Below are 19,784 nucleotides of genomic sequence, written 5' to 3'. Positions count from 1 at the left end.
ATTGATTTGTTCTTAATTAGTTTCAAATAAATACCAGCCGGTATCTAATTCTAAAGCAACCGGAACTTTAATTTTATCAGACATTGTTGCTGTTTTCATCATTTTATGATCTGAACTTTGCAGAATGTAATCAGAAGAATAAACAACAGCTTCAAAGCCTATATGGGCAGAGTCAATAAGGTTTAATATAATTGTTGTAGCGGCCTCATTTGGCAATAAAACCTCCATATTACTAGTTAAATTATAGCTTGGCTTGTAGTGCTTATCAACAATTGTGGTTCCTTTAGGTAAAATGCCTTTGGCAACATGTGTGGCCGGAAAATCCAGCGAATCGCTGATGGAGGAATTCGTATTGCTGTTACCCGGCCTTAAATTGTCAGGAGAGTTATTAAGTGCATCAATAAGGTTTGTTCCCAGCTCAGCAAGCTTACCAAGGTTTTTACTGTTGTCTATGATGGTGCCTATCTGTTGTTTGCAGTTTTGTGCTTCATCATAAAGAGTATGGGCTATTTTAGTTAGTGCACCATAATTAGTATCACTCTTGTGGTTATCAGCAGCACGCCCATTTGGAAAAATCGCATTGATTAAGTACTCCAAATCCCCCATAACCACTGCGCCCTGCGTACCTGATAACCCGGCATTAATCTGATTCATCACGATCAAGCGGATGTATCCAAATGGGATATAGTGGCACCTGGCCTCGTTACTCCCAATCTGTAGATATTTGTTAATATCACTTAGGAAAGGATGCCTGGGGCCTTTTGCCATTTGTCCCCCACTTACAATTATAGATCTTTGAACAACAGGCGATTGTAATGGATAATTTGTTTGGCTATATGCAGTGGTGAAACTGAAGTTAGAGTTGCTTTTCAACTGTGTAGCTTTTGCCCCCATCATATCAGCTTCACGTTCTAACCCGCGGTTATCGTTTATTGTAATACCCGCTTTTAATTGTGTAGTTGGCCGTACCCTGCCCTGTTTTTGCTGTGCAACATGCCAGGCCTCGTGCGGCAAATGTTTTTCCTGCCCCGGCGCTACATGTATTTGATTGCCCTGTGCAAAAGCGTGAGCCTGTAGCTCACCGGGCTTGGCAGAATTATAGTGAACGTTAACATCATCGAGCGATTGCCCCGAAAGGTTTTCAACCCCGGCCTTTAACTGATCGGGCAAGCCGGTATCATTTTTTTTGCGTTGAACAGATCTGTTATCAACCAAACTGCCTTTTTCGTTTAGTTGTACGGCAACATCTCTAGGTGGGTTGGCAGGCGCAAACTTACCTTGAGCAACATTACCATCCCTGTTATCTTGCAGGTTTAAACCATCGGTTTTATTCGGCCTCCTGGCATCGTTAACCAGCCTGTTCTTATTCGAAGTGTCTTTACTTTTATAAATAGTCATAGGTTTAGAATAAGGGTGATAAGTAAAAATAAATAAAATACTTTAATACAATTAGTTATATATATTAAAAATATAGTTGCGGATTGCAAATGAGTGAGTAGCGAGGCATTTACTTGCTACTCACTCATTCACTAACTCAAAACTGACAGGCCCTAATTCCTTCACTCATTGATTTTATCTTGTCGCAAACACCCCTTTCAGATGTCGTTTTATACCCCGTTGCTATTCATCCTTTATCTATAAGTTTGATTATCAATTATACAATATGAAAAAAATAGTATTATTTATGCATGTCAGCCTCGATGGCTATACCGCTGGCCCCAATGGAGAGATGGACTGGATTGGCATTGGGGATGAAATGTTCGATACGGCCGGCAGCCAGGCCGAACGATCAGACGTTGCCCTATACGGCCGCGGCACCTTCGAAATAATGGAAGCCTACTGGCCCACAGCCGCCGACAAGCCCAACGCTTCGAAACATGATATTGAGCATGGCAACTGGTATAATAAAGTGAATAAATATGTAGCATCGGCAAGTATGCAAGGGCAGAGCTTTAGTAATACCACCATATTGAGTGATAATATTATTGAGCAAATAACCGCTCTTAAACAAAAGGAAGGCGATAAGCAGATCGTTATGTTCGGCAGCCCATCGCTCGGTGCCAGTTTAATGGATCATGATCTGATTGATGAATACTGGCTGTTTGTAAACCCTATTATATTGGGCAAGGGTAAACTGTTGTTTAAGCCCCAGCAAAATGCTATTCGTTTGCAACTGGTAGAAAACAAGACATTTAGCAATGGCGTAATTTGCCTGCACTATATTAGATAGAAGCAAGAAACAAGAGCCAGGAAACAAGACATAAAAAATGCCATGAAGCTAATCTTCATGGCATTTTGTTTAGTGCGATTAAAACAAGCTTGTCATACTGAGCGATAGCGAAGTATCTTCTTCACTATGCTTAGCGGCATGCCAAGGTGAAGAAGATTCCTTCTTCGTCGGAATGACAAAGGGGGGCTTATTTCTTGTTTCTGTCCTCTTCTCTCTAAAAGCTAATCCCCATATTCCAGAACATAAACGCCCATTTATCAGCCTGCTGGTTAATTACCTGGGCTGTGCTCTGCCCCGCGCCATGGCCTGCATTGGTTTCTATACGGATTAATACCGGTGCCGATCCTTGCTGATCTTCCTGCAGACGTGCTGCAAACTTGAAGGAGTGAGCCGGCACCACACGGTCATCATGATCTGCCGTGGTAACCATAGTAGCCGGATAATTAGCAGGTTTTAAAGCATGGTAGGGCGAATAATGATATAAGTAGGCAAACATCTCTGCTCCATCTTCTGCAGTACCATAATCATAAGCCCAGCCTGCGCCTGCGGTAAATTTGTTGTAACGCAGCATATCCATAACACCTACAGCGGGGAAAGCTACTTTACATAAATCGGGGCGCTGGGTCATGGTAGCGCCGATGAGCAGGCCGCCGTTTGATCCGCCCGAGATAGCCAGGTAATCATGCGAAGTATATTTATGCTGAATCAGGTATTCGGCAGCGGCGATAAAATCATCAAACACGTTCTGCTTTTTAAGCTTGATACCTGCGCGGTGCCAGGTTTCACCATACTCGCCACCACCACGAATGTTAGGTACAGCGTAAATACCACCATGCTCAAGCAACACAATGTTACTGGTGCTGAAGGCAGGCGTAAGGCTCACCCCGAAACCACCGTAAGCATACAGCATTGTTGGGTTCTTGCCGTTTAATACGATTCCTTTTTTGTAGGTGATAATCATCGGGACCTGCGTTCCATCCTTCGATTTATAGAAAACCTGTTTGCTCTCGTACAGCGTTGGGTCGAACTGTACATTAGGCTTTTTGTACACGGTTGATTTGCCAGAGGTTATATCGTACTTAAATATCGTGCTCGGGTAAACATAACTGGTAAAGGTATAATACAACTCCTTCTCCTCTTTTTTAGCGCCGAAACCTGCCGCAGTACCCACACCAGGTAATGCAATCTCTTGTTCCAGCTTGCCATCCATATTGTATTGCAATACCAGCGAGGTAGCATCTTTCAGGTACTCGGCAAAGATCTTCTGTCCGCCGGTACTTACAGTTAAAGAATTTTTAGTTTGGGGGATCAGATCTTTCCAGTGCGTAACACCAGGGCTCGATGCATCAACCGTAACCACGCGATGGTTAGGTGCGTACAGGTTGGTGTAGATGTACAGCTTGCTGCCGATATTATCGATGATGTTATGCTCGTTATCAAAATTGCTAACAATGGGCACAATAGAACTGCCTGCTTGTGTTAAATCCTGCAGATAAAGCTCATTACCTGTTGTGCTGTTGGCTGCGGTGATAATCAAATAGCGCTCATCTTCGGTTAAGTAAGCGCCAATGTAACGGCGAGGGGTTTGCTCTCCACCAAATATCAGCTTGTCGCTGCTTTGTGGTGTGCCCAGCTGGTGATAAAACAGTTTGTGGTATTGCGTCATGCCACTTAGCTGGCTGCCTTCTGCGGGCTTATCGTAGCTACTGTAGTAAAAGCCTTCGTTACCTTTCCAGGCAATGCCGCTAAACTTCACGTCACGCAGGGTATCGCCAACCTGGCTTTTGTCTGATGCCCTGATGATAATCACCTTACGCCAGTCACTACCGCCTTCCGAGATTTGATAAGCAGCCAGGCTGCCATCCTTGGTAAAATCCAGCCCTTGTAATGATGTCGTGCCGTCTTTCGAAAACTGGTTAGGATCCAGAAATACCTCCGGTTCTCCACCATCTTTCTGGCGGTAAATCACACTCTGGCTTTGCAGACCGCTATTTCGTCCGAAATAAGTCCACTCGCCTTGCTTTTGCGGCGCACCAAATTTCTCATAGTTCCACAACACCTCCAGGCGTTTGCGGATAGCCTCGCGATAGGGGATTTGCTCCAGGTAAGCGTGCGTAACCTTGTTTTCGGCCTGTACCCAAGCTTTGGTATCCTCGGCACGGTCGTCTTCCAGCCATCGGTAAGGGTCGGGTACGGCGGTGCCAAAATAAGTATCAACAGTTTCCACCTTTTTGGTAGTAGGGTAAGGGAGGGTTTTCATAGTAGTTGCAGAAGTTTGGGCAAGTGCCGAACCACCCAACAGGGCAGCCAGCGGTAAACACATCAATCGTTTCATTCTAAATGAGGGGTTTATGTGAATGGCTAAGATAAGTGGTTTGCAATCAAGAGTCAAGATGAGTAGTGGCAGTGTTTAGTAACCGTGGCAGTAAACAATCATCAGTTTAAAATAGCCAACATCACATCCTGCTACTGCTACTAACCCCGCCACTCTTTTTCCCTCTTCTCTGAACAAATCCCTCATCTCCTTGGTTATTCAACTTATGATCAAACCTTTGCTAACCTTAATCTTCGCCTCTGCCGTTTTAATTTCGTGCAGCCAGGCACCCAAACAACGTATTGATTTAGCCAAATTAAACCTCAACGAAAGGGTTAAATCTGTCCTCAATTATCATGATACTATTGTAGGAGGCATAGATATGGTAGAAGCGCCAATGGCGGTGCTGTTTGAGGTAGATAACAGCAAATCATACAGCTTTAACGGCATCCCATTAGATAGTACGGAGGTTATCTTTCAACTCAACTCCGTACATTTCAGGACTGATACTACTTATCATGATGGCATAGGCCACTTCGAAATCATTAAGGTTAAAAAAGATGCCGCGGTTGATAAAGTTATCGACCACTTTAAGGCCGACAGTATTATTTACGGCTACAGGGTACGCATTAAAAGGCCACAGATGAAGGCCCGCATACTGCAGGAACTTACCAAATTATACGGCAAAGGAACTAAGAACCCACACACCGACCATGGCCAGTACTGGAACCTGAAAGACAAGAACCGCCTTATTTTATATGCCCCCGATTACGACACCTTTGTAGTACTTAACAGCACCAACCTATCCAAAACTTGTTATCAGGACAATATGAACGGGGTGCTCGATTTCGGAGGCTGCAATATCGATAAATATTTAGATGAACTGTATGCCAGGAAGAAGCGCCAATAATTTAGAAAATAACGGTTCTTAGCCACTCGCTACCGACAATCCCGCTTTACGCTATACTACGTGCCGCTACAATCGGGTTTATAAAGGAGTGCCATCGCTCTAAAGAACAAAAAACGTATAAACAAAAAAAGAGTCCGGTATACCACGGACTCTTTTCGTTTTCATAGATAGGATATATATAGATCAGGCTGCTTTTTGTGCAGACTGGTTGATTGCGGCAATTAATTGTTTGGTACGATATGCTTCTAAATCAGCTTTTAATATTCTTTTTAATTCAATATCAAGTGCTTTTAACATTAGATCAGTTTTGTTTATAGTTTTCATAATCGTTGTTTTTTAAGTTAGTTGTGTTAGGTTAAATACGATAATTATGCCAAACTTTTACAAACATTCACTATAAAGCAAAAACGCGGTTTTTAGCCGCGTTTAATGTAGTATTGTGTACACAAAAAAATACAAACCGAAAATTCAATGACCAAAATATCAAATAATCATGACTTTTAAGTCATTTTAAATACTGTACGATATCGGCATAGCTTTGAGCGCTTTTGATACAGCTACAACATTGTTTGCAACAGCCTTCGCCGTTTCTATCGACCAGTCTTTTCTAAAATTAGTTTTAAGATATGATGTACCTGGCCCGGGGCCATTGTTCCAGTACGTGTAGCATTGTGGGGCTATGGTAAAACCTACGTCCATTAAACCACCCGCCATTTCACTTACCACGTGGCGCGCACCATCTTCTTCGCCGGTAACTACAAAACCTGCTACCTTGTTAAAAGTAACGGGTATACCCTTTTCATCTTTAACGGGATACAAGCCGTTCATCCGTTCCAGTACCCGCATGGCTATGCTCGACATCTGACCTACCCATGTTGGGCTTGCCATAATCAGGATGTCTGAGTCCAGTAGTTCTTTCAAAATCTCGGGCCAGGCATCACCATTACCCATGTCTGATTTTGATCCGGGTTTAATATCATGATCTATCATTCGGATCAGCTTGGTTTCTACACCGAGGCGTTCCAATTCTTTAATTACTTCGCTGGCCAATGCTTCGGTGTTTGATGCTATTGGCGATGGCTTTAGAGTACAGTTAAATATGATGGCTTTCATAAAGGGCTCAATAAAAAGACCGGTAGATTTTATTCGTCCGGTCTGCAATAAGTAAAAGGGATTAAGATTATTCTTGTGTAATGGCTGTATGATGTGCATGGCAAGCTTCGGCACATTCGCGGCATACTTTAGCACATTGCTGGCAATGCTCCATATAGTGTTTGCTGCATTCGGCTGCACAAAGGCGGCAAATCTCTTCGCACAAAACAAGGTATTGGTGTGCGATAATGGAATCGCGCTGTAGCAAGCGTGCGCCAATATTGCAAATGTCGGCACAGTCACGGTCGAGCGTAATGCAGTTGACCATGTATTTTACTTCGTCTCCTTCGGCAAGGCAGGCGGTGGCGCAATGTTCGCAAGCTAATACACAATCCAGTAATTTTTGGATAAGCGCCTGGTGGTTATGATGTTGTTCCATAGTGTTGATGTTTTATATATGATATAAGCATCAACCCAACACTATGTTTTAACAATGAGTTAATTACCACTTTTTAAGCTGTTTTAAGTAGGCGGTCAGCTCATCAGCCATTTCTTTATGCTCGGCCATATCAGGGTGGGTACCGCAGCCATGGAAGTATCTTTTGCTGTAGAAATAATGCGTTACTTTTTGATCACCGGTTTGGTTTACATGATTATTTATAGCTGTAATATATTTCTTCAATACAGGCGTAAGGGTCGAATCGCCCATGGGGCTTGTTAAACAAACGATATCTGCTTTAGGATAATGATTGCGGATATCGCCCAGAAACTTTACATAGGCGCTGCAAAAAGCAGTCGAATCCTGCACACCATCGTTCTGGCCAAGGCAAACTGTAACTACATCGGGCTGGTATTTATTGAAATTCCATTTAATCGAGTCAGTCCGCATATTCACTTTGTCGAAAACCTGCGGCATCACAATTTTCATATCGCAGCAACTGTGGATCAGGCCAATACCCGATACCGAACTCAGTACGTATTGCGCATTCAAAGCCCTTGAGGTTAAAGGTCCGTAACTCATATAGGCATTATGCTGATCATACCATTTACCCCCACCGCACTGAATCCCCGTCATATCCAAACTACTTCCGCAGGTGATTGAATCGCCAATGTATTCAATTTTACGTATTGGTTTAGCTGGCATAGGCAGCAATTGGGCGCATTTAATGCCGGTAAACTCCAGATACCCAATGCCCGATTCTGTGTCTTTACAAATGGTGATGGTATGTACACCGTTCGGCAGGTTTTTGGCTACTTCAATTACATTGGTTTTACCGGTAGTTTGCAGGCGAACCGGTTGCTGATTATCTATAGCTACTTCCACATAGTTATGGCTATTACCATAAAGCACTTCATCATTCAGCATAATGGCGCATGAAGTACCCTTAAATTTAGCCTGAATGTATACTGCCGGTGACCAGAAACGAGGTTTAAGCGGATTAGTAAAATCAATCCTGCCCGTGTATTGTATTTTAGGATCGTTGGCTTTAAATATGGTTAGTCCTGCTTGTGGTTTATTTTTGGCTTGCGCGAAACAGGTAACGATAGATAGCAACAGGCAGATGTAGTATTTCATGGCTTTCATAATTGATCCCTTAAATATATTTATGATTTAAGCAGGAATCGTTACAATGAAAAATTTGGCTAATATTTTACAGAAATACTATCAGGATAAAGCTCAAAATAACCTTCCATCTTTTATGATCCACTTCAATATACCCTTTATTAGCGCTGTTGCAAATTGCACACACAGTAGTTTTCCCCTAAATTAGGGGAATGCGATGACAGTGCTATCACTTCTAACATTGATAAGGGGTAGAAATTGGTTAGATCAAACATGTGAGTACTATAAGCTTTAAAAGGAAAATACTTAAATAAACATTACACAATCACCCCAAACAAAAAAAGGGATGAAAGCCTTAAGCCCTCATCCCTCTCGTCAAAACACTATATAGAATATAAAATTTATTATTAGTTGGTACCGTTGCTCACGTCGGTTACACGGTAAACTTTTTGGCCGTACTGATCGCGTTCCTGATGATAGTATACATTAGCAGGATCTACATAATACACCTCGTTATCAATTTTTACCTTTCTGCAATTTGGAGGTAAAGCCTGTACAACATCACCCGGTTGCGGCAAATTGCTGCCCTGTTGCGGTTGTACTTGTTGTTGCTGTTGTGGTGCATAACCCTGGTTTTGGTTCGCATCCGGCTGATTGTTTGGATCATCCTGATAATCGCCTGCACCTGTGGTTAACTGGCCATCTTTACCGGCAATCTGGTATGCTTGTGAGCCGTCATCACGGGTAATTGGCAGGTAATACACACCGTTAGCCTCGTAGTATTGCTGGCCATCTATTACAATTGATTTTGCATTTGATGGCAGCTGGGTAATTTCGGCACCTACCGGTGGTTCAACCACGGTGTATTGGTTATCATTATATTGATAGTAGTAACCACCGCTATAAAAGAACTGATCTGGGCCGAAGTAGAACGGATAGTACCCATAAGGTAATACGCCAATGCTGAAACCTATACGAGGGGCATAATAACGGCCGTAAAAGCCACCATAGTTATAGTACCCGCCTCTGAAAGGGCCATGATAGTAATAACCGCCACGGTAACCTACGCCACCATGATAGTATCCCCCTGGTCTGTAATAACCTCCACGGCCTGGAGCGTAACCCGGGCGACCAGCATAACCTACACGCCCGCCGCCTACATAACCACCACGATTATAACCGTAATGACCACCTGATACTACCGGGCGACCACCGCCACCGTTAAAATTGCCGCGTGGAGCAAAGTTGCCACCACGTGAGGGAGCTGGTGCAGCATGGCCACCGCCACCCTGAAAACCACCACCACCGTGGAAACCGCCGCCGCCACCGCCGCCATGGAAGCCTCCGCCTCCACCGCCGCCGTGAGAACCACCGCCACCTCCACCATGTCCGCCGCCGCCACGTTGTGCATCGGCATTTGTTGCTACAAACAGGCTAAGTAAACCTGCTACAACTGTAAATGAGAATAATTGATATATGCGTTTCATAATTTAACCTTCAATTCTCAGCGCTTTATCGCTGTTGGTATAAGTATGACCGCTCGCAGCTAAAAAAGTTTAATTCAGTTTTACTTTTTTATTAAGGCTACACTAAAATGACATTAAAGGTTAGTTACTTTATACACCCGAATGTAGTCGATCAGCATGCTGCAGGGGAAAGAAGTATCATCCACACCCTGTGCGCCGCCCCAGTCGCCACCTACTGCGGTGTTCAGCATCAGGTGAAAACGCTTATCGAAAGGCCATGCCATATAACCCGTGCCTTCGTTTTTAAATACCATCACCTGTGCATCATCTATAAATGCCGTAACCGAAGCGGGGGTCCAGTCTATCCGGTAAGTATGATAATCGCTTAAAGCAGTGGGTACGCCAACGGTCACACCTTTTTGGGTGTTGAGGATATGGTTATAAGCCCCTGTATGCATGGTTACATAAATATTATAAGGGTCATAACCTACGTGCTCCATAATATCCATTTCGCCCGAGGCCGGCCATGCGCCGTAAGCATAATCTGTAGGCAACATCCATATAGCAGGCCAGGTACCTTTCCCTCCGGGGATCTTCGCCCTTATTTCGATACGCCCATAAGTAAAATTGCCGGTACCTTTTGAGAATAAGCGTGCTGATGAATAGCTGCTGCCAGCTACGTTTTCCTTCCGTGTGGTAATAACCAAATTACCGTTGGCTATGCTCACGTTGTTTCCATTGGTATAATACTCCAGCTCGTGGTTACCCCAGCCACCGCCGCCAATATCGTAGCCCCAACGGCTGGTATCGGGCATAGTACCTGTATTGAATTCTTCCGACCAGGTGGGTGTGGTATCGAACGTATAGGTTTTATCAGACACTGTTATACTACCGCCAGTACCAGTGCCACCACTCGGCCCCGGCGAACTACTTTTACTTGAGCACGACAGCAGGCAAACGCCCAGCAAAAACAGGCTTATAATTTTATTAGGAAACATAATTGGCTAATTGGTAGGCCTAATATACAGGCTTGTAACTATATATATGTAAATGATTGTATTTAGTACACAACTGTGGGCTATGGGGGATTGAAAAGTGAGGTTTCGATTTCCCCTCTTGAGAGGGGCGCGGAAGGATGTGCGATGGCAGGGGTGTGTTATGCGATTTGTAGATTAGGCTCATCATGTAGAATAACACACCCCTAACCCCTCTCGAGAGGGGAATAAGATCGTAGAGCTTGGCATATGGGATGTCAAACTCGTTTCGTCATGCCGTAACAAAGAACTTCAATGTTAACAAAACACCTCTACAACAGATCAAATTTGCTTGAAATTTAAAATCAATATAGCTTATCTAAAATCTATAGATTTTATTTATATCGATCTTAACACACTCTTAAACAATGCTTATTTACACCCTCTCGGCAATAAACACATAAGGCTGGTTAAACTGAATAGTAAAAAAACCGTCGGCCATAGTCTCAAAACTACCATCATTTAACGCCTTTAATCCGGTTTGATTTAATCCATCTGATTGTGTTACAAACCTGATTATATCGCCCGCCGGTTTCCATTTACTGAAGCCGGATTTAATGGGGTAGATCTTCTCTTCGTCCTGATAAATTACCAGATCTATCTGGCTGGCGTAGGGCAGGTAGGTGTCGGCATTAAAATTATTTGTGATGACGTTTACTGCGCGATAACCCTGATCTATGAGCTGAAACAATGCTGTTTGAAGATACTTTTCGTCTTCTACCGGAATTAGTTTTACATCTGATTGTAGTTCTGTGATCGGTTCGTTGGCGATGAGCCAGTCTACCTTGATCTGGTTTTCGTGGAGTTGGATGGCAGTTTGGGGAATGGCAATTAGTGTGGGGCTCCATTCCAGCAACTGGCCGAGGAGTTCGAAAGAAAAATCAGACAAATTTAAAACCAGCAGCGCAGGCTCCTGCTTTTCACGAACGATGTGGTGCGATGACATGTATATTTTTAACCGTTAAATTGATAAAGCTAATTGTATTTTTGCATACCTGTTTCATACATGACCACAAAAAATCATACCAACTTTGCCCTGCTTGTGCACACCTGCGACAGGTACCAGTTTTTATACACCGGCTTTTCGGCGTTTTTTAATAAGTATTGGGATTTTAAGATCCCCTGCAATTACTACTTCGCAACCGAAAATCTGGAGGTTGAGATTGATGGATTTACGAACATCCGCTCGGGCTCGGGGCAATGGTCGGACAGGTTGGCCCATTTGCTGAAACATGATGTGAAAGAGAAATATGTAATTTATTTTCAGGAGGATATGTGGCTCAACAAACCTGTAGACGCTGCCTTCTTTACCGAACTATTTGCCCTGATTGAAACCCATAATTGGAAACAGGTAAAGCTAACCAGCGCCGAAGTATACAAAACCAAGCCAACGGGCTACGAGGTACAAGGCTTTACGATAGCAGAACTGGATAATGCAGCTTCGGGTTACCTGATGTCGCACCAGGTTACGGTTTGGGACCGCGAGTTTCTACTGGCACAACTCCCACCAAACGAACACCCCTGGCGAAACGAGCGCAAAGGCACCAAACGCATCAAACAGCTGAACCCTCAAATTTACCAGGTTGATTACTTTGCCGAAAACGGCAACCCTGCAATCAACCCCAATCCCGATGCATCAAAACGAAGTGGCTATGACACCGTATCGCAAAACAGCGCCCTCAACCCGCGTGTATTGCCCTATATTGATGCCTTGAAACATGAGCCTAATTATAATCAGTACACCCTCGAGTTACAGCATCATTATGATGAACAACTAACCCACGATGGCCAGCCCAAACCCCGTAAAGACGATATTTTTAAGAAGATAAAAAATTGGTGGAAGGGGAAGTAACAGAAAAGGCACGAGTTACAAGCTCGCGCCAGCAGTGTGAATTAATTAAACATATTATCGATACGATCCTTTATCTCTTTGTAATCAAATCCTTTTGGGTTTTGGGTTTTTAATGTTTCCACTTTGTCAATTATAACATTCATTTCTGGCTTAACATCAGAAATTGTGATCATATAGCCTTCTGATTTAATTTTAAATAGACCTATTGACTTATAAGCCACAAGATTGCCAATAATATAATATTTATATTCATCGTCATCAGAAATCAGTTTACTAAAATCAAATGCTTTATCTTTTGTAGCACTTAAATATGCGGCATATAACGCTAAATTCCCAATAGGTGAATTATTATTAACAATAGATGTTACACTTTCCAAACTAAAGTTTAACGGGGTTCCAGGCGGCTGAGTATTTGGCGTGATAAGAGCTAAAAATTCGTCATATTTCATACTTATTGTTTTAAGTTGATCTGGCACTTCTTTAAATTTCTTATCAAACTCTGCCATCAAAGTAGTTAAATCAGTGGAATTATTTTCTATCTGAATACTTGATCTTTTTAGATCTGAGATAGTATCTGACAGAGAGTTATTTGAAACGAAGCCTTGTATTATGGCTAAGATTGCTAATATTAATGATGACAATGTTGCCCCAAAAGAAACATAATCGACCAATGTTTTATCCTTGGTAAAGAAGAAAATCATCAGTACAATTATTGCTAATACCAATATGGTGATTATGTATTTATAGTGAAGCGGGTTTATGGATGATTTATATTCCATTGTAACAATTTCGGTTTGAATTATTGTAATTTATTAAATCAATTTGATTTATCAAACTTCCTCAAACCGGTGTAATTTGTTGCATAAGCGTTAGCGTATGGCTCCTGCTATAAAACCAGTACTCATCGGTCGGGGATTGCTTCGTTCCTCGCAATGACGTTCTGGGTTGAAGTGATGCTGAAAGGTACCTTGTTCACTTCTTCCTGATCTATCCTTACCTCTGAGCGGCACTGTATATAGCAGAAGATTGAGACTCTTCGCTATCGCTCCTGCATGACAAATAAATGCAAATAAGTAGAGACACAAAATATTGTGCCTCTACTTATTATTCTGATAATTCTTTAATTCGGGAATCCTGCTTACATCTTCTCAAACCTCGCACTCCAACCCCCACCCGGTGCCATTTTAATATTCAATTTATCTTTAGCGGTAACAGTAACAATGGTTTTCTTATAATCCGTAGCATCACGGTCTGCGTTTATGCCGTCTTCGAATATAATGGCGCGGTATTTTCCATCGCCCAGAAATGAAAGATCGATAGCTGTATTGCGGGCATCCCAGCTGGTCATAGCACCGGCAAACCAGGTGGTGCCTTTGCGGCGGGCAATAGCTACGTAATTACCAACGCTGCCGTCAATGGCGTAAGTTTCATCAAAGGTTGTAGGCACGGCAGCTATAAAATCAGTGCACTCCTGCTCTTTTTGATAAATGGTTGGGTTATCGGCCAGCATTTGCAACGGGGCTTCAAAAATAGTGTACATGGACAGTTGATGGCAGCGTGTGCCCTGGCTCATCGGGTTATCATTTACAGGGCGCCAGTTGGCCTGGTTAGCATTGCGCATTGCACCTGGTGTATAATCCATAGGCCCGGCCAGCATGCGGATAAAAGGGATACTTACATCGTACCCCGGATGGTCTTTTACGCCCCATTTTACGTTCTCCAATCCCTTTACGCCTTCAAAATTTACAATGTTTGGATAGGTGTGCTGTATGCCCGATGGCTTGTACATGCCGTGGTAATCAACCAGCATGTGGTGTTTGGCAGAAGCATCGGCTATTTCATAAAGTGATTTGGTCATCTTCTGGTCGTCGCGATCAATAAAATCAATCTTGAACCCTTTGATACCCATCTGCTCGTAACGCCCTAATATTCCTTCCAGATCACGGGTAATGGCAAACCAGCTCGACCATAAAATAATGCCTACATTCTTTTGTTTACCGTAATTAACCAGCTCTTGCAGGTTTAGTGCAGGGTTTACCTTGGTCAGGTCGGCATCATCGCTCCAGCCTTCGTCAATAATAATGTATTCGAGTTTATTGGCAGCGGCGAAATCGATATAATATTTGTAGGTGGCATTATTAACTCCGGCTTTAAAATCAACATGGCTTATGTTCCAGTTGTTCCACCAGTCCCAGGCTACTTTGCCGGGTTTAATCCAACTCATGTCTGTAACACGCGATGCCGAAGCAATTTTCTGCATCATATCATTATCCAGCAGCTCTTTATCGCTATTGCTGATAATTACAATGCGCCATGGTAAGACTGTAGAACCGGCAACTTTAGCAATATAATCGGCCCGGCCATTCACTACGTAATTAATGTTTTTGTATCCGCCATTACCTTCCTGGGTTGGGTATTGTGCAAACACACCGCTTAATCCGTTACTGGCTTTGTCGCCTGCCGAAAGATACATGCCCGGATAGTTTTCAATATCGGCTTCCAAAATGGCAGCTTTTTGTTGATTACCCAAATCAACCAATATGGGTAAAAATGCCAGGCTATCTTTAACTATTTTCGAAATTGGCATTTTGCTATACTGTGCCTCGAATGAGGTTGTGAACTTATCTTTATTACGGTAATCGTTTACAAAAGGCAAATAAGCAACGTCATCATTCTTGAAGTTAAATTGTGCCTGCTCATTTTTGATAGTCAGTTCGCCTTTGCGCTCGCTTACAAAACGGTAAGCAATACCATCATCATAAGCGCGGAATATCACGGCGTAATCGCCCTTCATTGAAAGCTTAATCTGGTTATAATGGTTGCTCACATGCGCCTTTTTATAGAAAGGCGTTTTAATCAGCTCATCGGCCTGCGAAGTTTCTGCCTTTTTTACAGAAGCATTCTGGCCCAATACCTCACCACCGGCTAATTCGAGACCAATAGTTGAAGGAGTGATCACATCTGTATAACCATCCTTAACAGCCCAGGTAATAGTTTTACCAACGTTAATAGTTGCCGTCAGCCTACCATCCGGTGATTGTAATTGGTAGTTTTTTTGTGCCCAGACACCGGTACTTACAAGCAGTGAAGCAACAAATAATAATTTCGCTTTCATTCGGTTATTCGTAAAGGTTATAATTTGGTATGTGTAAGCTAATACACGCATGGCTAAACTAAATAAAAAATCAGAATAACTGTCAAAGTGATTATTATTAAGTGCTATTGGATAAAATAGTATAATAGGGAAGGTAAAAACATTAATTCAGCTAATCCCTAAATTCGTAAATTTGGGTTCAGACAAACACAATGCTCCAGGTTAGTCAACTCTTCATCTATCCCATCAAATCCCTCGGCGGCATTGAACTTAGCTCTGCCGAAGTAACGGATCGTGGCTTAAAGTATGATCGCCGTTGGATGCTGATTGATGATAACAACCGTTTTATTTCACAACGCGAGTTTGCTAAAATGGCACTCTTGCATATTAATATTGACGCTGGTGGATTGCGTGTTACCTACATGCCTCATCAATCATCTATTTTAATTCCTTTCCATCCTCAAACTAATACAGTAATACAGGCTACCGTTTGGGATGATACCTGCGAAGGCACTTTAGTAGACCCGGAAGTTGACCAATGGTTCACACAAATACTGGGTATGAATGCGAGGCTGATTTACATGGCTGATTCTTCGCTCCGTGCGGTCGACCCTAAATATGCAAAGCAGCAGGAGGTTACTTCATTTGCAGATGCTTATCCGTTTCTGATTATTGGTCAAGCTTCTTTAGATGAGTTGAATACGAGGTTACAGAACCAAATCAAGATGGACCGTTTCCGGCCCAATATTGTTTTTACAGGAGGTGAGCCCTATGCCGAAGATGTGATGCCACACATCAGGATTAACAACATCAATTTTTATGGGGTTAAACGCTGTGCGCGTTGTGTAATGATCACCATCGATCAGCAAAATGCGGCTAAAAATGTAGAGCCGATGAAAGTGCTGGCTGGTTACCGGGCACAGAACAATAAAATCTATTTCGGGCAAAATTTACTACACCAGGGCGTTGGAGAGATTAGTGTTGGTGACAAGTTAGAAATACCTGGCTAACACTTTTTGCTATATCATGCCATTTTAAAACAAAAGCTGCATGATGTATCTTTAACAAAAAAGTTTGCCCAAAAGCACCCAATGAATATTGCCAGCGACATCAATCAGGACGAAATCGATATACTAAGAACGCTGATTCAGGAAATTCCTGACCCGATTGGTTTGTACGTAGGCCGTGAAATGCGCATCCGTGTAGCTAATAAAGCTATCCACAAAACCTGGGGCAAAACAGAAACCGTTGTCGGCAAAACATTTCGTGAGGCATTGCCCGAACTGGACGACCAAAGTTTTTACAAACTTTTGGATGATGTTTATACAACAGGCATTACCTACGAAGCCAAACAACAGCGGATAGACCTGCTGATTGATGGCGAGTTCAAGATCCACTACTTCGATTTTACATATAAGCCCTTAAAACACACTGATGGCACAGTTTGGGGTATTTTAAACACAGCAAAAGACCTTACCGATGTGGTGCTGGCACAGCAACGTGCTGATGAGGCTGATGCCCGCAGGCAGTTTACTTTAGAGGCCGCCGGTATAGGCAACTGGGACCTTAATATTGTAACCAACGAGGTTTGGTGGGACGACAGGTGCAAGGAGCTTTACGGCTTTAATAAAGATTATAACGTGCCTTATGATGAGGTACTGAGGTACATGCACCCGCTCGACAGGCCAAGGGTTGACGAGGCTGTAATGGCATCCTTAGATCCGTCTTCGGGTGGTGTTTATGATATACGGTTCAGAACCATCGGTGCCGATGATAATCAGTTGCGTTGGCTGCATTGCAAAGGCAGGGCTTATTTCGATTCAGAAAACAAACCGTTCCGTTTCTCTGGCATAGCACAGGATATTACCGAGCAAATACTCGCTGATGAGAAGGCCAGATCTGCGGAGCAATTAACCCAGCTTGCAGCAGAAGCCGCTGGTGCCGGGACTTTTTTCATCGACTTTATTAACAACGAAACCATCTATTCGCCAACCCTGAGTAAGATCTTAAGTGGGGTGGAAAGATCGGGCCAAAAACGTGGCGACCTCCTTAAATTTATCCATCCGGATGATGTTGATAAAAGAAAGGTAGCTTTCGATGAAGCCTTAATCACGGGTAAGCTAAACTACGAAGTGCGTTTTAAATGGGCCGATGGTTCTGTGCATTGGATAAAAACGCTGGGCTCTTATGTGTTTGACCCCGAGGGCAAGCCTGTTGTACTAATGGGCACCAGCCAGGATATTACAGCAGAAGTAGAAGCTCGCGAAGAGCAGAAACGCTTGCTTTGGCTAATGGAAAACAGCAATGATTTTATCAGCCTCTCAACCCATGATGGCCATGTTACTTATGTAAATAAAACAGGGCTCGAACTCATGGGCTTTAATAACCTGGAAGAAGCGCAACGGCACAATTCTGAATATTTATTGCCCGATGAGATTGAAAAGTTGCGGGTAGAAATCAACCCTTTGTTGCTGAATGATGGCAGATGGGAAGGCAATATCACCTATAAACATTTCATTACCGGCGAAGCCATTCCGGGTCACGGCATGTCATTACTGCTGCGCGAGCCCGTAAGTGGCGAACTATTAGGCAGGGCATCTCTGTTCCGCGATCTTAGGCCCGATATTGCAGCCCGCAAAGCGCTTTCGGATAGCGAGCAACTGTTCAGGGGTATAACGCAGGCATCGCCAACAGCCTTGTGGATGTCGGACGAGAATGCGATGATCACCTATGTGAACCAAATCTGGGTAGACTGGACAGGTTACCCATTAGAGAGCCATTTAGGCGAAGGCTGGTTGAACGCCGTATTGAAAGAAGATATCGAACAAGCTGCCACTAAGTTTCTGGCAGATTATAATGACCGTAAATATCACGAAAGCCAGTTCCGTATCAGGCATACTGATGGTACAACACGCTGGATAGTTTGTACCGGAAACCCGCAGTTTACAGAGGCGGGCGATTTCTTTGGCTACATTGGCGCCTGCGTTGATATTACCGAGCAAAAGCAGCTGCAAAATCAGAAAGATGAGTTTATTGGTATTGCCAGCCATGAGCTTAAAACACCGGTCACCAGTATTAAAGCTTATGCGCAGGTATTGGAGGCCATGTTCCGCAAGAGTGGTGATGAGCGAAAGGCCAACATGATTGTAAAAATGAATAACCAGATAGATCGCCTTACCAGTTTAATTGGCGATTTGCTGGATGTAACCAAAATACAATCGGGCCGTTTGCAGTTTAACGATACCCTGTTTGACTTTAACCAGTTGATACAAGACATGGTGGAAGACCTGCAACGCACCACAGATAAACATCAAATTATTACCGAGCTAAAACCCATTGGCGAAGTGTACGCCGATAAAGACCGCATTGGCCAGGTACTAACCAATCTGGTTACCAACGCCATTAAATACTCGCCCGATGCCGATAAAATTATTGTACAGGCAGAGGTTATTGATAATGAAGTAATGGTATGTGTGCAGGATTTTGGTATTGGCATTAGCCATGATAAAAAAGATAAAGTGTTTGAACAGTTTTACCGCGTAAGCGGCGATAAGCAGCACACCTTCCCGGGGCTTGGTTTGGGCTTATATATCTCATCCGAAATTATTAAGCGCGAGGGGGGACGGATCTGGGTAAATTCGGTACAGGGCAAGGGTTCAACGTTCTGTTTTTCTTTACCAATTAAGAAATAGTTAAATATCAAAGTGTTGTTTTTACAACATAATTGGCAATTATGTATCAGGCTTATTTCCTACTAGTTAAGTTGAAAATTTTTGTTCTTTAATTTAATATTTTTATAAGTTTGTTTACCTGTAAAGAAACATGCTTAAGAAAATTTTAATTGCGGATGACGATCCGGGAATAGTAGATGCCGTTGAAATGATGCTCAGCTTTTCCGGCTACGATGTAAGCTCAACTTACGATGGCAGAGATGCCCTAAAGCTGTCGAAAGAACAACTCCCTGATCTTTTTTTGTTAGACATCTGGATGTCGGGTGTAGACGGCCGTGATATTTGCCGCGAACTGAAAGAAAAAGTAGAAACCCGCCAAATCCCTGTACTCATGATCTCGGCCAGTAACGATATTCACAACTCGGCCATTGATGCCGGTGCCGATGATTTTATGACCAAGCCTTTTGATATGCAGCAATTGATTGATAAGATTGATAGCTTACTGAAAAAAGAAGCGGTAGCTGTGGGAGTTAATTAATCTTCTATCCTGCTGCACT

Annotated in this window: 17 protein-coding genes; 6 read left to right on the top strand and 11 right to left on the bottom strand. The window is 43.1% G+C overall.

The window, feature by feature from the left end; all coding sequences use genetic code 11:
- Positions 1-12: 12 nt before the first annotated feature.
- Positions 13-1,398, bottom strand: coding sequence for an eCIS core domain-containing protein (locus PQO05_RS00870; RefSeq protein ID WP_273630747.1), 1,386 nt, complete (start codon positions 1,396-1,398; stop codon positions 13-15).
- 265 nt (positions 1,399-1,663) lie between these two features.
- Between PQO05_RS00870 and PQO05_RS00865 the strand changes: the two genes are divergently transcribed.
- On the top strand, positions 1,664-2,230 hold the full coding sequence (locus PQO05_RS00865; RefSeq protein ID WP_273630746.1) for a dihydrofolate reductase family protein: 567 nt from the start codon (positions 1,664-1,666) through the stop codon (positions 2,228-2,230).
- 214 nt (positions 2,231-2,444) lie between these two features.
- Here the strand turns inward: PQO05_RS00865 and PQO05_RS00860 are convergent, their stop codons facing one another.
- On the bottom strand, positions 2,445-4,565 hold the full coding sequence (locus PQO05_RS00860; RefSeq protein ID WP_273630745.1) for a prolyl oligopeptidase family serine peptidase: 2,121 nt from the start codon (positions 4,563-4,565) through the stop codon (positions 2,445-2,447).
- Positions 4,566-4,770: 205 nt separating this feature from the next.
- Here PQO05_RS00860 and PQO05_RS00855 point away from each other — a divergent pair, with 205 nt between their 5' ends.
- Positions 4,771-5,454 carry a hypothetical protein gene (locus PQO05_RS00855; RefSeq protein ID WP_273630744.1) on the top strand — a complete coding sequence of 228 codons (684 nt, stop codon included), beginning with the start codon at positions 4,771-4,773 and terminating at the stop codon, positions 5,452-5,454.
- 183 nt (positions 5,455-5,637) lie between these two features.
- On the opposite strand, the gene PQO05_RS00850 is transcribed toward PQO05_RS00855, so the two are convergent.
- The 7 genes from PQO05_RS00850 to PQO05_RS00820 form a co-directional block, all read right to left on the bottom strand.
- A complete protein-coding gene (locus PQO05_RS00850) occupies positions 5,638-5,778 on the bottom strand; it encodes a hypothetical protein (RefSeq protein WP_273630743.1) in 141 nt (46 codons plus the stop codon).
- A gap of 186 nt (positions 5,779-5,964) precedes the next feature.
- Positions 5,965-6,567, bottom strand: a complete 603-nt coding sequence (locus PQO05_RS00845) for a flavodoxin family protein (protein WP_273630742.1) — start codon at positions 6,565-6,567, stop codon at positions 5,965-5,967.
- A gap of 67 nt (positions 6,568-6,634) precedes the next feature.
- Positions 6,635-6,985 (bottom strand): four-helix bundle copper-binding protein, encoded by a 351-nt coding sequence (locus tag PQO05_RS00840; RefSeq protein ID WP_273630741.1) that lies wholly within the window; start codon positions 6,983-6,985, stop codon positions 6,635-6,637.
- 63 nt (positions 6,986-7,048) lie between these two features.
- Positions 7,049-8,122, bottom strand: a complete 1,074-nt coding sequence (locus tag PQO05_RS00835) for an SGNH/GDSL hydrolase family protein (RefSeq protein ID WP_273630740.1) — start codon at positions 8,120-8,122, stop codon at positions 7,049-7,051.
- A 395-nt stretch (positions 8,123-8,517) separates the two neighbouring features.
- On the bottom strand, positions 8,518-9,597 hold the full coding sequence (locus PQO05_RS00830) for a DUF6515 family protein (RefSeq protein WP_273630739.1): 1,080 nt from the start codon (positions 9,595-9,597) through the stop codon (positions 8,518-8,520).
- 113 nt (positions 9,598-9,710) lie between these two features.
- Positions 9,711-10,574: a glycoside hydrolase family 16 protein gene (locus PQO05_RS00825; protein ID WP_273630738.1), complete on the bottom strand. Its 864-nt coding sequence runs from the start codon at positions 10,572-10,574 to the stop codon at positions 9,711-9,713.
- 412 nt (positions 10,575-10,986) lie between these two features.
- Complete coding sequence (locus PQO05_RS00820) at positions 10,987-11,556, bottom strand: thiamine diphosphokinase (RefSeq protein WP_273630737.1); 570 nt, start codon at positions 11,554-11,556, stop codon at positions 10,987-10,989.
- A 60-nt stretch (positions 11,557-11,616) separates the two neighbouring features.
- On the opposite strand from PQO05_RS00820, the gene PQO05_RS00815 reads away from it, so the two are divergent.
- Entirely contained in the window at positions 11,617-12,462 is an 846-nt protein-coding gene (locus tag PQO05_RS00815; protein WP_273630736.1) for a hypothetical protein, read from the top strand.
- Positions 12,463-12,503: 41 nt separating this feature from the next.
- Here PQO05_RS00815 and PQO05_RS00810 read toward each other — a convergent pair whose 3' ends face one another.
- Positions 12,504-13,241, bottom strand: coding sequence for a hypothetical protein (locus tag PQO05_RS00810; protein WP_273630735.1), 738 nt, complete (start codon positions 13,239-13,241; stop codon positions 12,504-12,506).
- A gap of 359 nt (positions 13,242-13,600) precedes the next feature.
- Positions 13,601-15,577, bottom strand: a complete 1,977-nt coding sequence (locus PQO05_RS00805; protein ID WP_273630734.1) for a glycoside hydrolase family 97 protein — start codon at positions 15,575-15,577, stop codon at positions 13,601-13,603.
- Between the two features lie 191 nt (positions 15,578-15,768).
- Between PQO05_RS00805 and PQO05_RS00800 the strand changes: the two genes are divergently transcribed.
- From PQO05_RS00800 to PQO05_RS00790, 3 genes are all read left to right on the top strand, one after another.
- The gene (locus tag PQO05_RS00800) at positions 15,769-16,566 is read left to right on the top strand and encodes an MOSC domain-containing protein (protein ID WP_273630732.1); all 798 of its coding nucleotides are present in this window, start codon (positions 15,769-15,771) and stop codon (positions 16,564-16,566) included.
- Positions 16,567-16,647: 81 nt separating this feature from the next.
- On the top strand, positions 16,648-19,248 hold the full coding sequence (locus tag PQO05_RS00795; RefSeq protein ID WP_273630730.1) for a PAS domain-containing protein: 2,601 nt from the start codon (positions 16,648-16,650) through the stop codon (positions 19,246-19,248).
- Positions 19,249-19,378: 130 nt separating this feature from the next.
- Positions 19,379-19,765 (top strand): response regulator transcription factor, encoded by a 387-nt coding sequence (locus PQO05_RS00790; RefSeq protein ID WP_273630729.1) that lies wholly within the window; start codon positions 19,379-19,381, stop codon positions 19,763-19,765.
- Positions 19,766-19,784: the final 19 nt, after the last annotated feature.

This window comes from Mucilaginibacter jinjuensis (genome assembly GCF_028596025.1).
GTDB lineage: Bacteria > Bacteroidota > Bacteroidia > Sphingobacteriales > Sphingobacteriaceae > Mucilaginibacter > Mucilaginibacter jinjuensis.
The sequence above is the reverse complement of the archived record's forward strand: the minus strand, read 5'-3'. Positions and strand labels throughout refer to the sequence as shown.

What these genes read in the sequence shown, in the direction of transcription:
- PQO05_RS00870 (WP_273630747.1), bottom strand. Translation starts at nt 1,398, where the DNA reads ATGACTATTTATAAAAGTAAAGACACTTCGAATAAGAACAGGCTGGTT.
- PQO05_RS00820 (WP_273630737.1), bottom strand. Translation starts at nt 11,556, where the DNA reads ATGTCATCGCACCACATCGTTCGTGAAAAGCAGGAGCCTGCGCTGCTG.
- PQO05_RS00825 (WP_273630738.1), bottom strand. Translation starts at nt 10,574, where the DNA reads ATGTTTCCTAATAAAATTATAAGCCTGTTTTTGCTGGGCGTTTGCCTG.
- PQO05_RS00805 (WP_273630734.1), bottom strand. Translation starts at nt 15,577, where the DNA reads ATGAAAGCGAAATTATTATTTGTTGCTTCACTGCTTGTAAGTACCGGT.
- PQO05_RS00790 (WP_273630729.1), top strand. Translation starts at nt 19,379, where the DNA reads ATGCTTAAGAAAATTTTAATTGCGGATGACGATCCGGGAATAGTAGAT.
- PQO05_RS00850 (WP_273630743.1), bottom strand. Translation starts at nt 5,778, where the DNA reads ATGAAAACTATAAACAAAACTGATCTAATGTTAAAAGCACTTGATATT.
- PQO05_RS00810 (WP_273630735.1), bottom strand. Translation starts at nt 13,241, where the DNA reads ATGGAATATAAATCATCCATAAACCCGCTTCACTATAAATACATAATC.
- PQO05_RS00855 (WP_273630744.1), top strand. Translation starts at nt 4,771, where the DNA reads ATGATCAAACCTTTGCTAACCTTAATCTTCGCCTCTGCCGTTTTAATT.
- PQO05_RS00815 (WP_273630736.1), top strand. Translation starts at nt 11,617, where the DNA reads ATGACCACAAAAAATCATACCAACTTTGCCCTGCTTGTGCACACCTGC.
- PQO05_RS00835 (WP_273630740.1), bottom strand. Translation starts at nt 8,122, where the DNA reads ATGAAATACTACATCTGCCTGTTGCTATCTATCGTTACCTGTTTCGCG.
- PQO05_RS00800 (WP_273630732.1), top strand. Translation starts at nt 15,769, where the DNA reads ATGCTCCAGGTTAGTCAACTCTTCATCTATCCCATCAAATCCCTCGGC.
- PQO05_RS00865 (WP_273630746.1), top strand. Translation starts at nt 1,664, where the DNA reads ATGAAAAAAATAGTATTATTTATGCATGTCAGCCTCGATGGCTATACC.
- PQO05_RS00830 (WP_273630739.1), bottom strand. Translation starts at nt 9,597, where the DNA reads ATGAAACGCATATATCAATTATTCTCATTTACAGTTGTAGCAGGTTTA.
- PQO05_RS00795 (WP_273630730.1), top strand. Translation starts at nt 16,648, where the DNA reads ATGAATATTGCCAGCGACATCAATCAGGACGAAATCGATATACTAAGA.
- PQO05_RS00840 (WP_273630741.1), bottom strand. Translation starts at nt 6,985, where the DNA reads ATGGAACAACATCATAACCACCAGGCGCTTATCCAAAAATTACTGGAT.
- PQO05_RS00845 (WP_273630742.1), bottom strand. Translation starts at nt 6,567, where the DNA reads ATGAAAGCCATCATATTTAACTGTACTCTAAAGCCATCGCCAATAGCA.
- PQO05_RS00860 (WP_273630745.1), bottom strand. Translation starts at nt 4,565, where the DNA reads ATGAAACGATTGATGTGTTTACCGCTGGCTGCCCTGTTGGGTGGTTCG.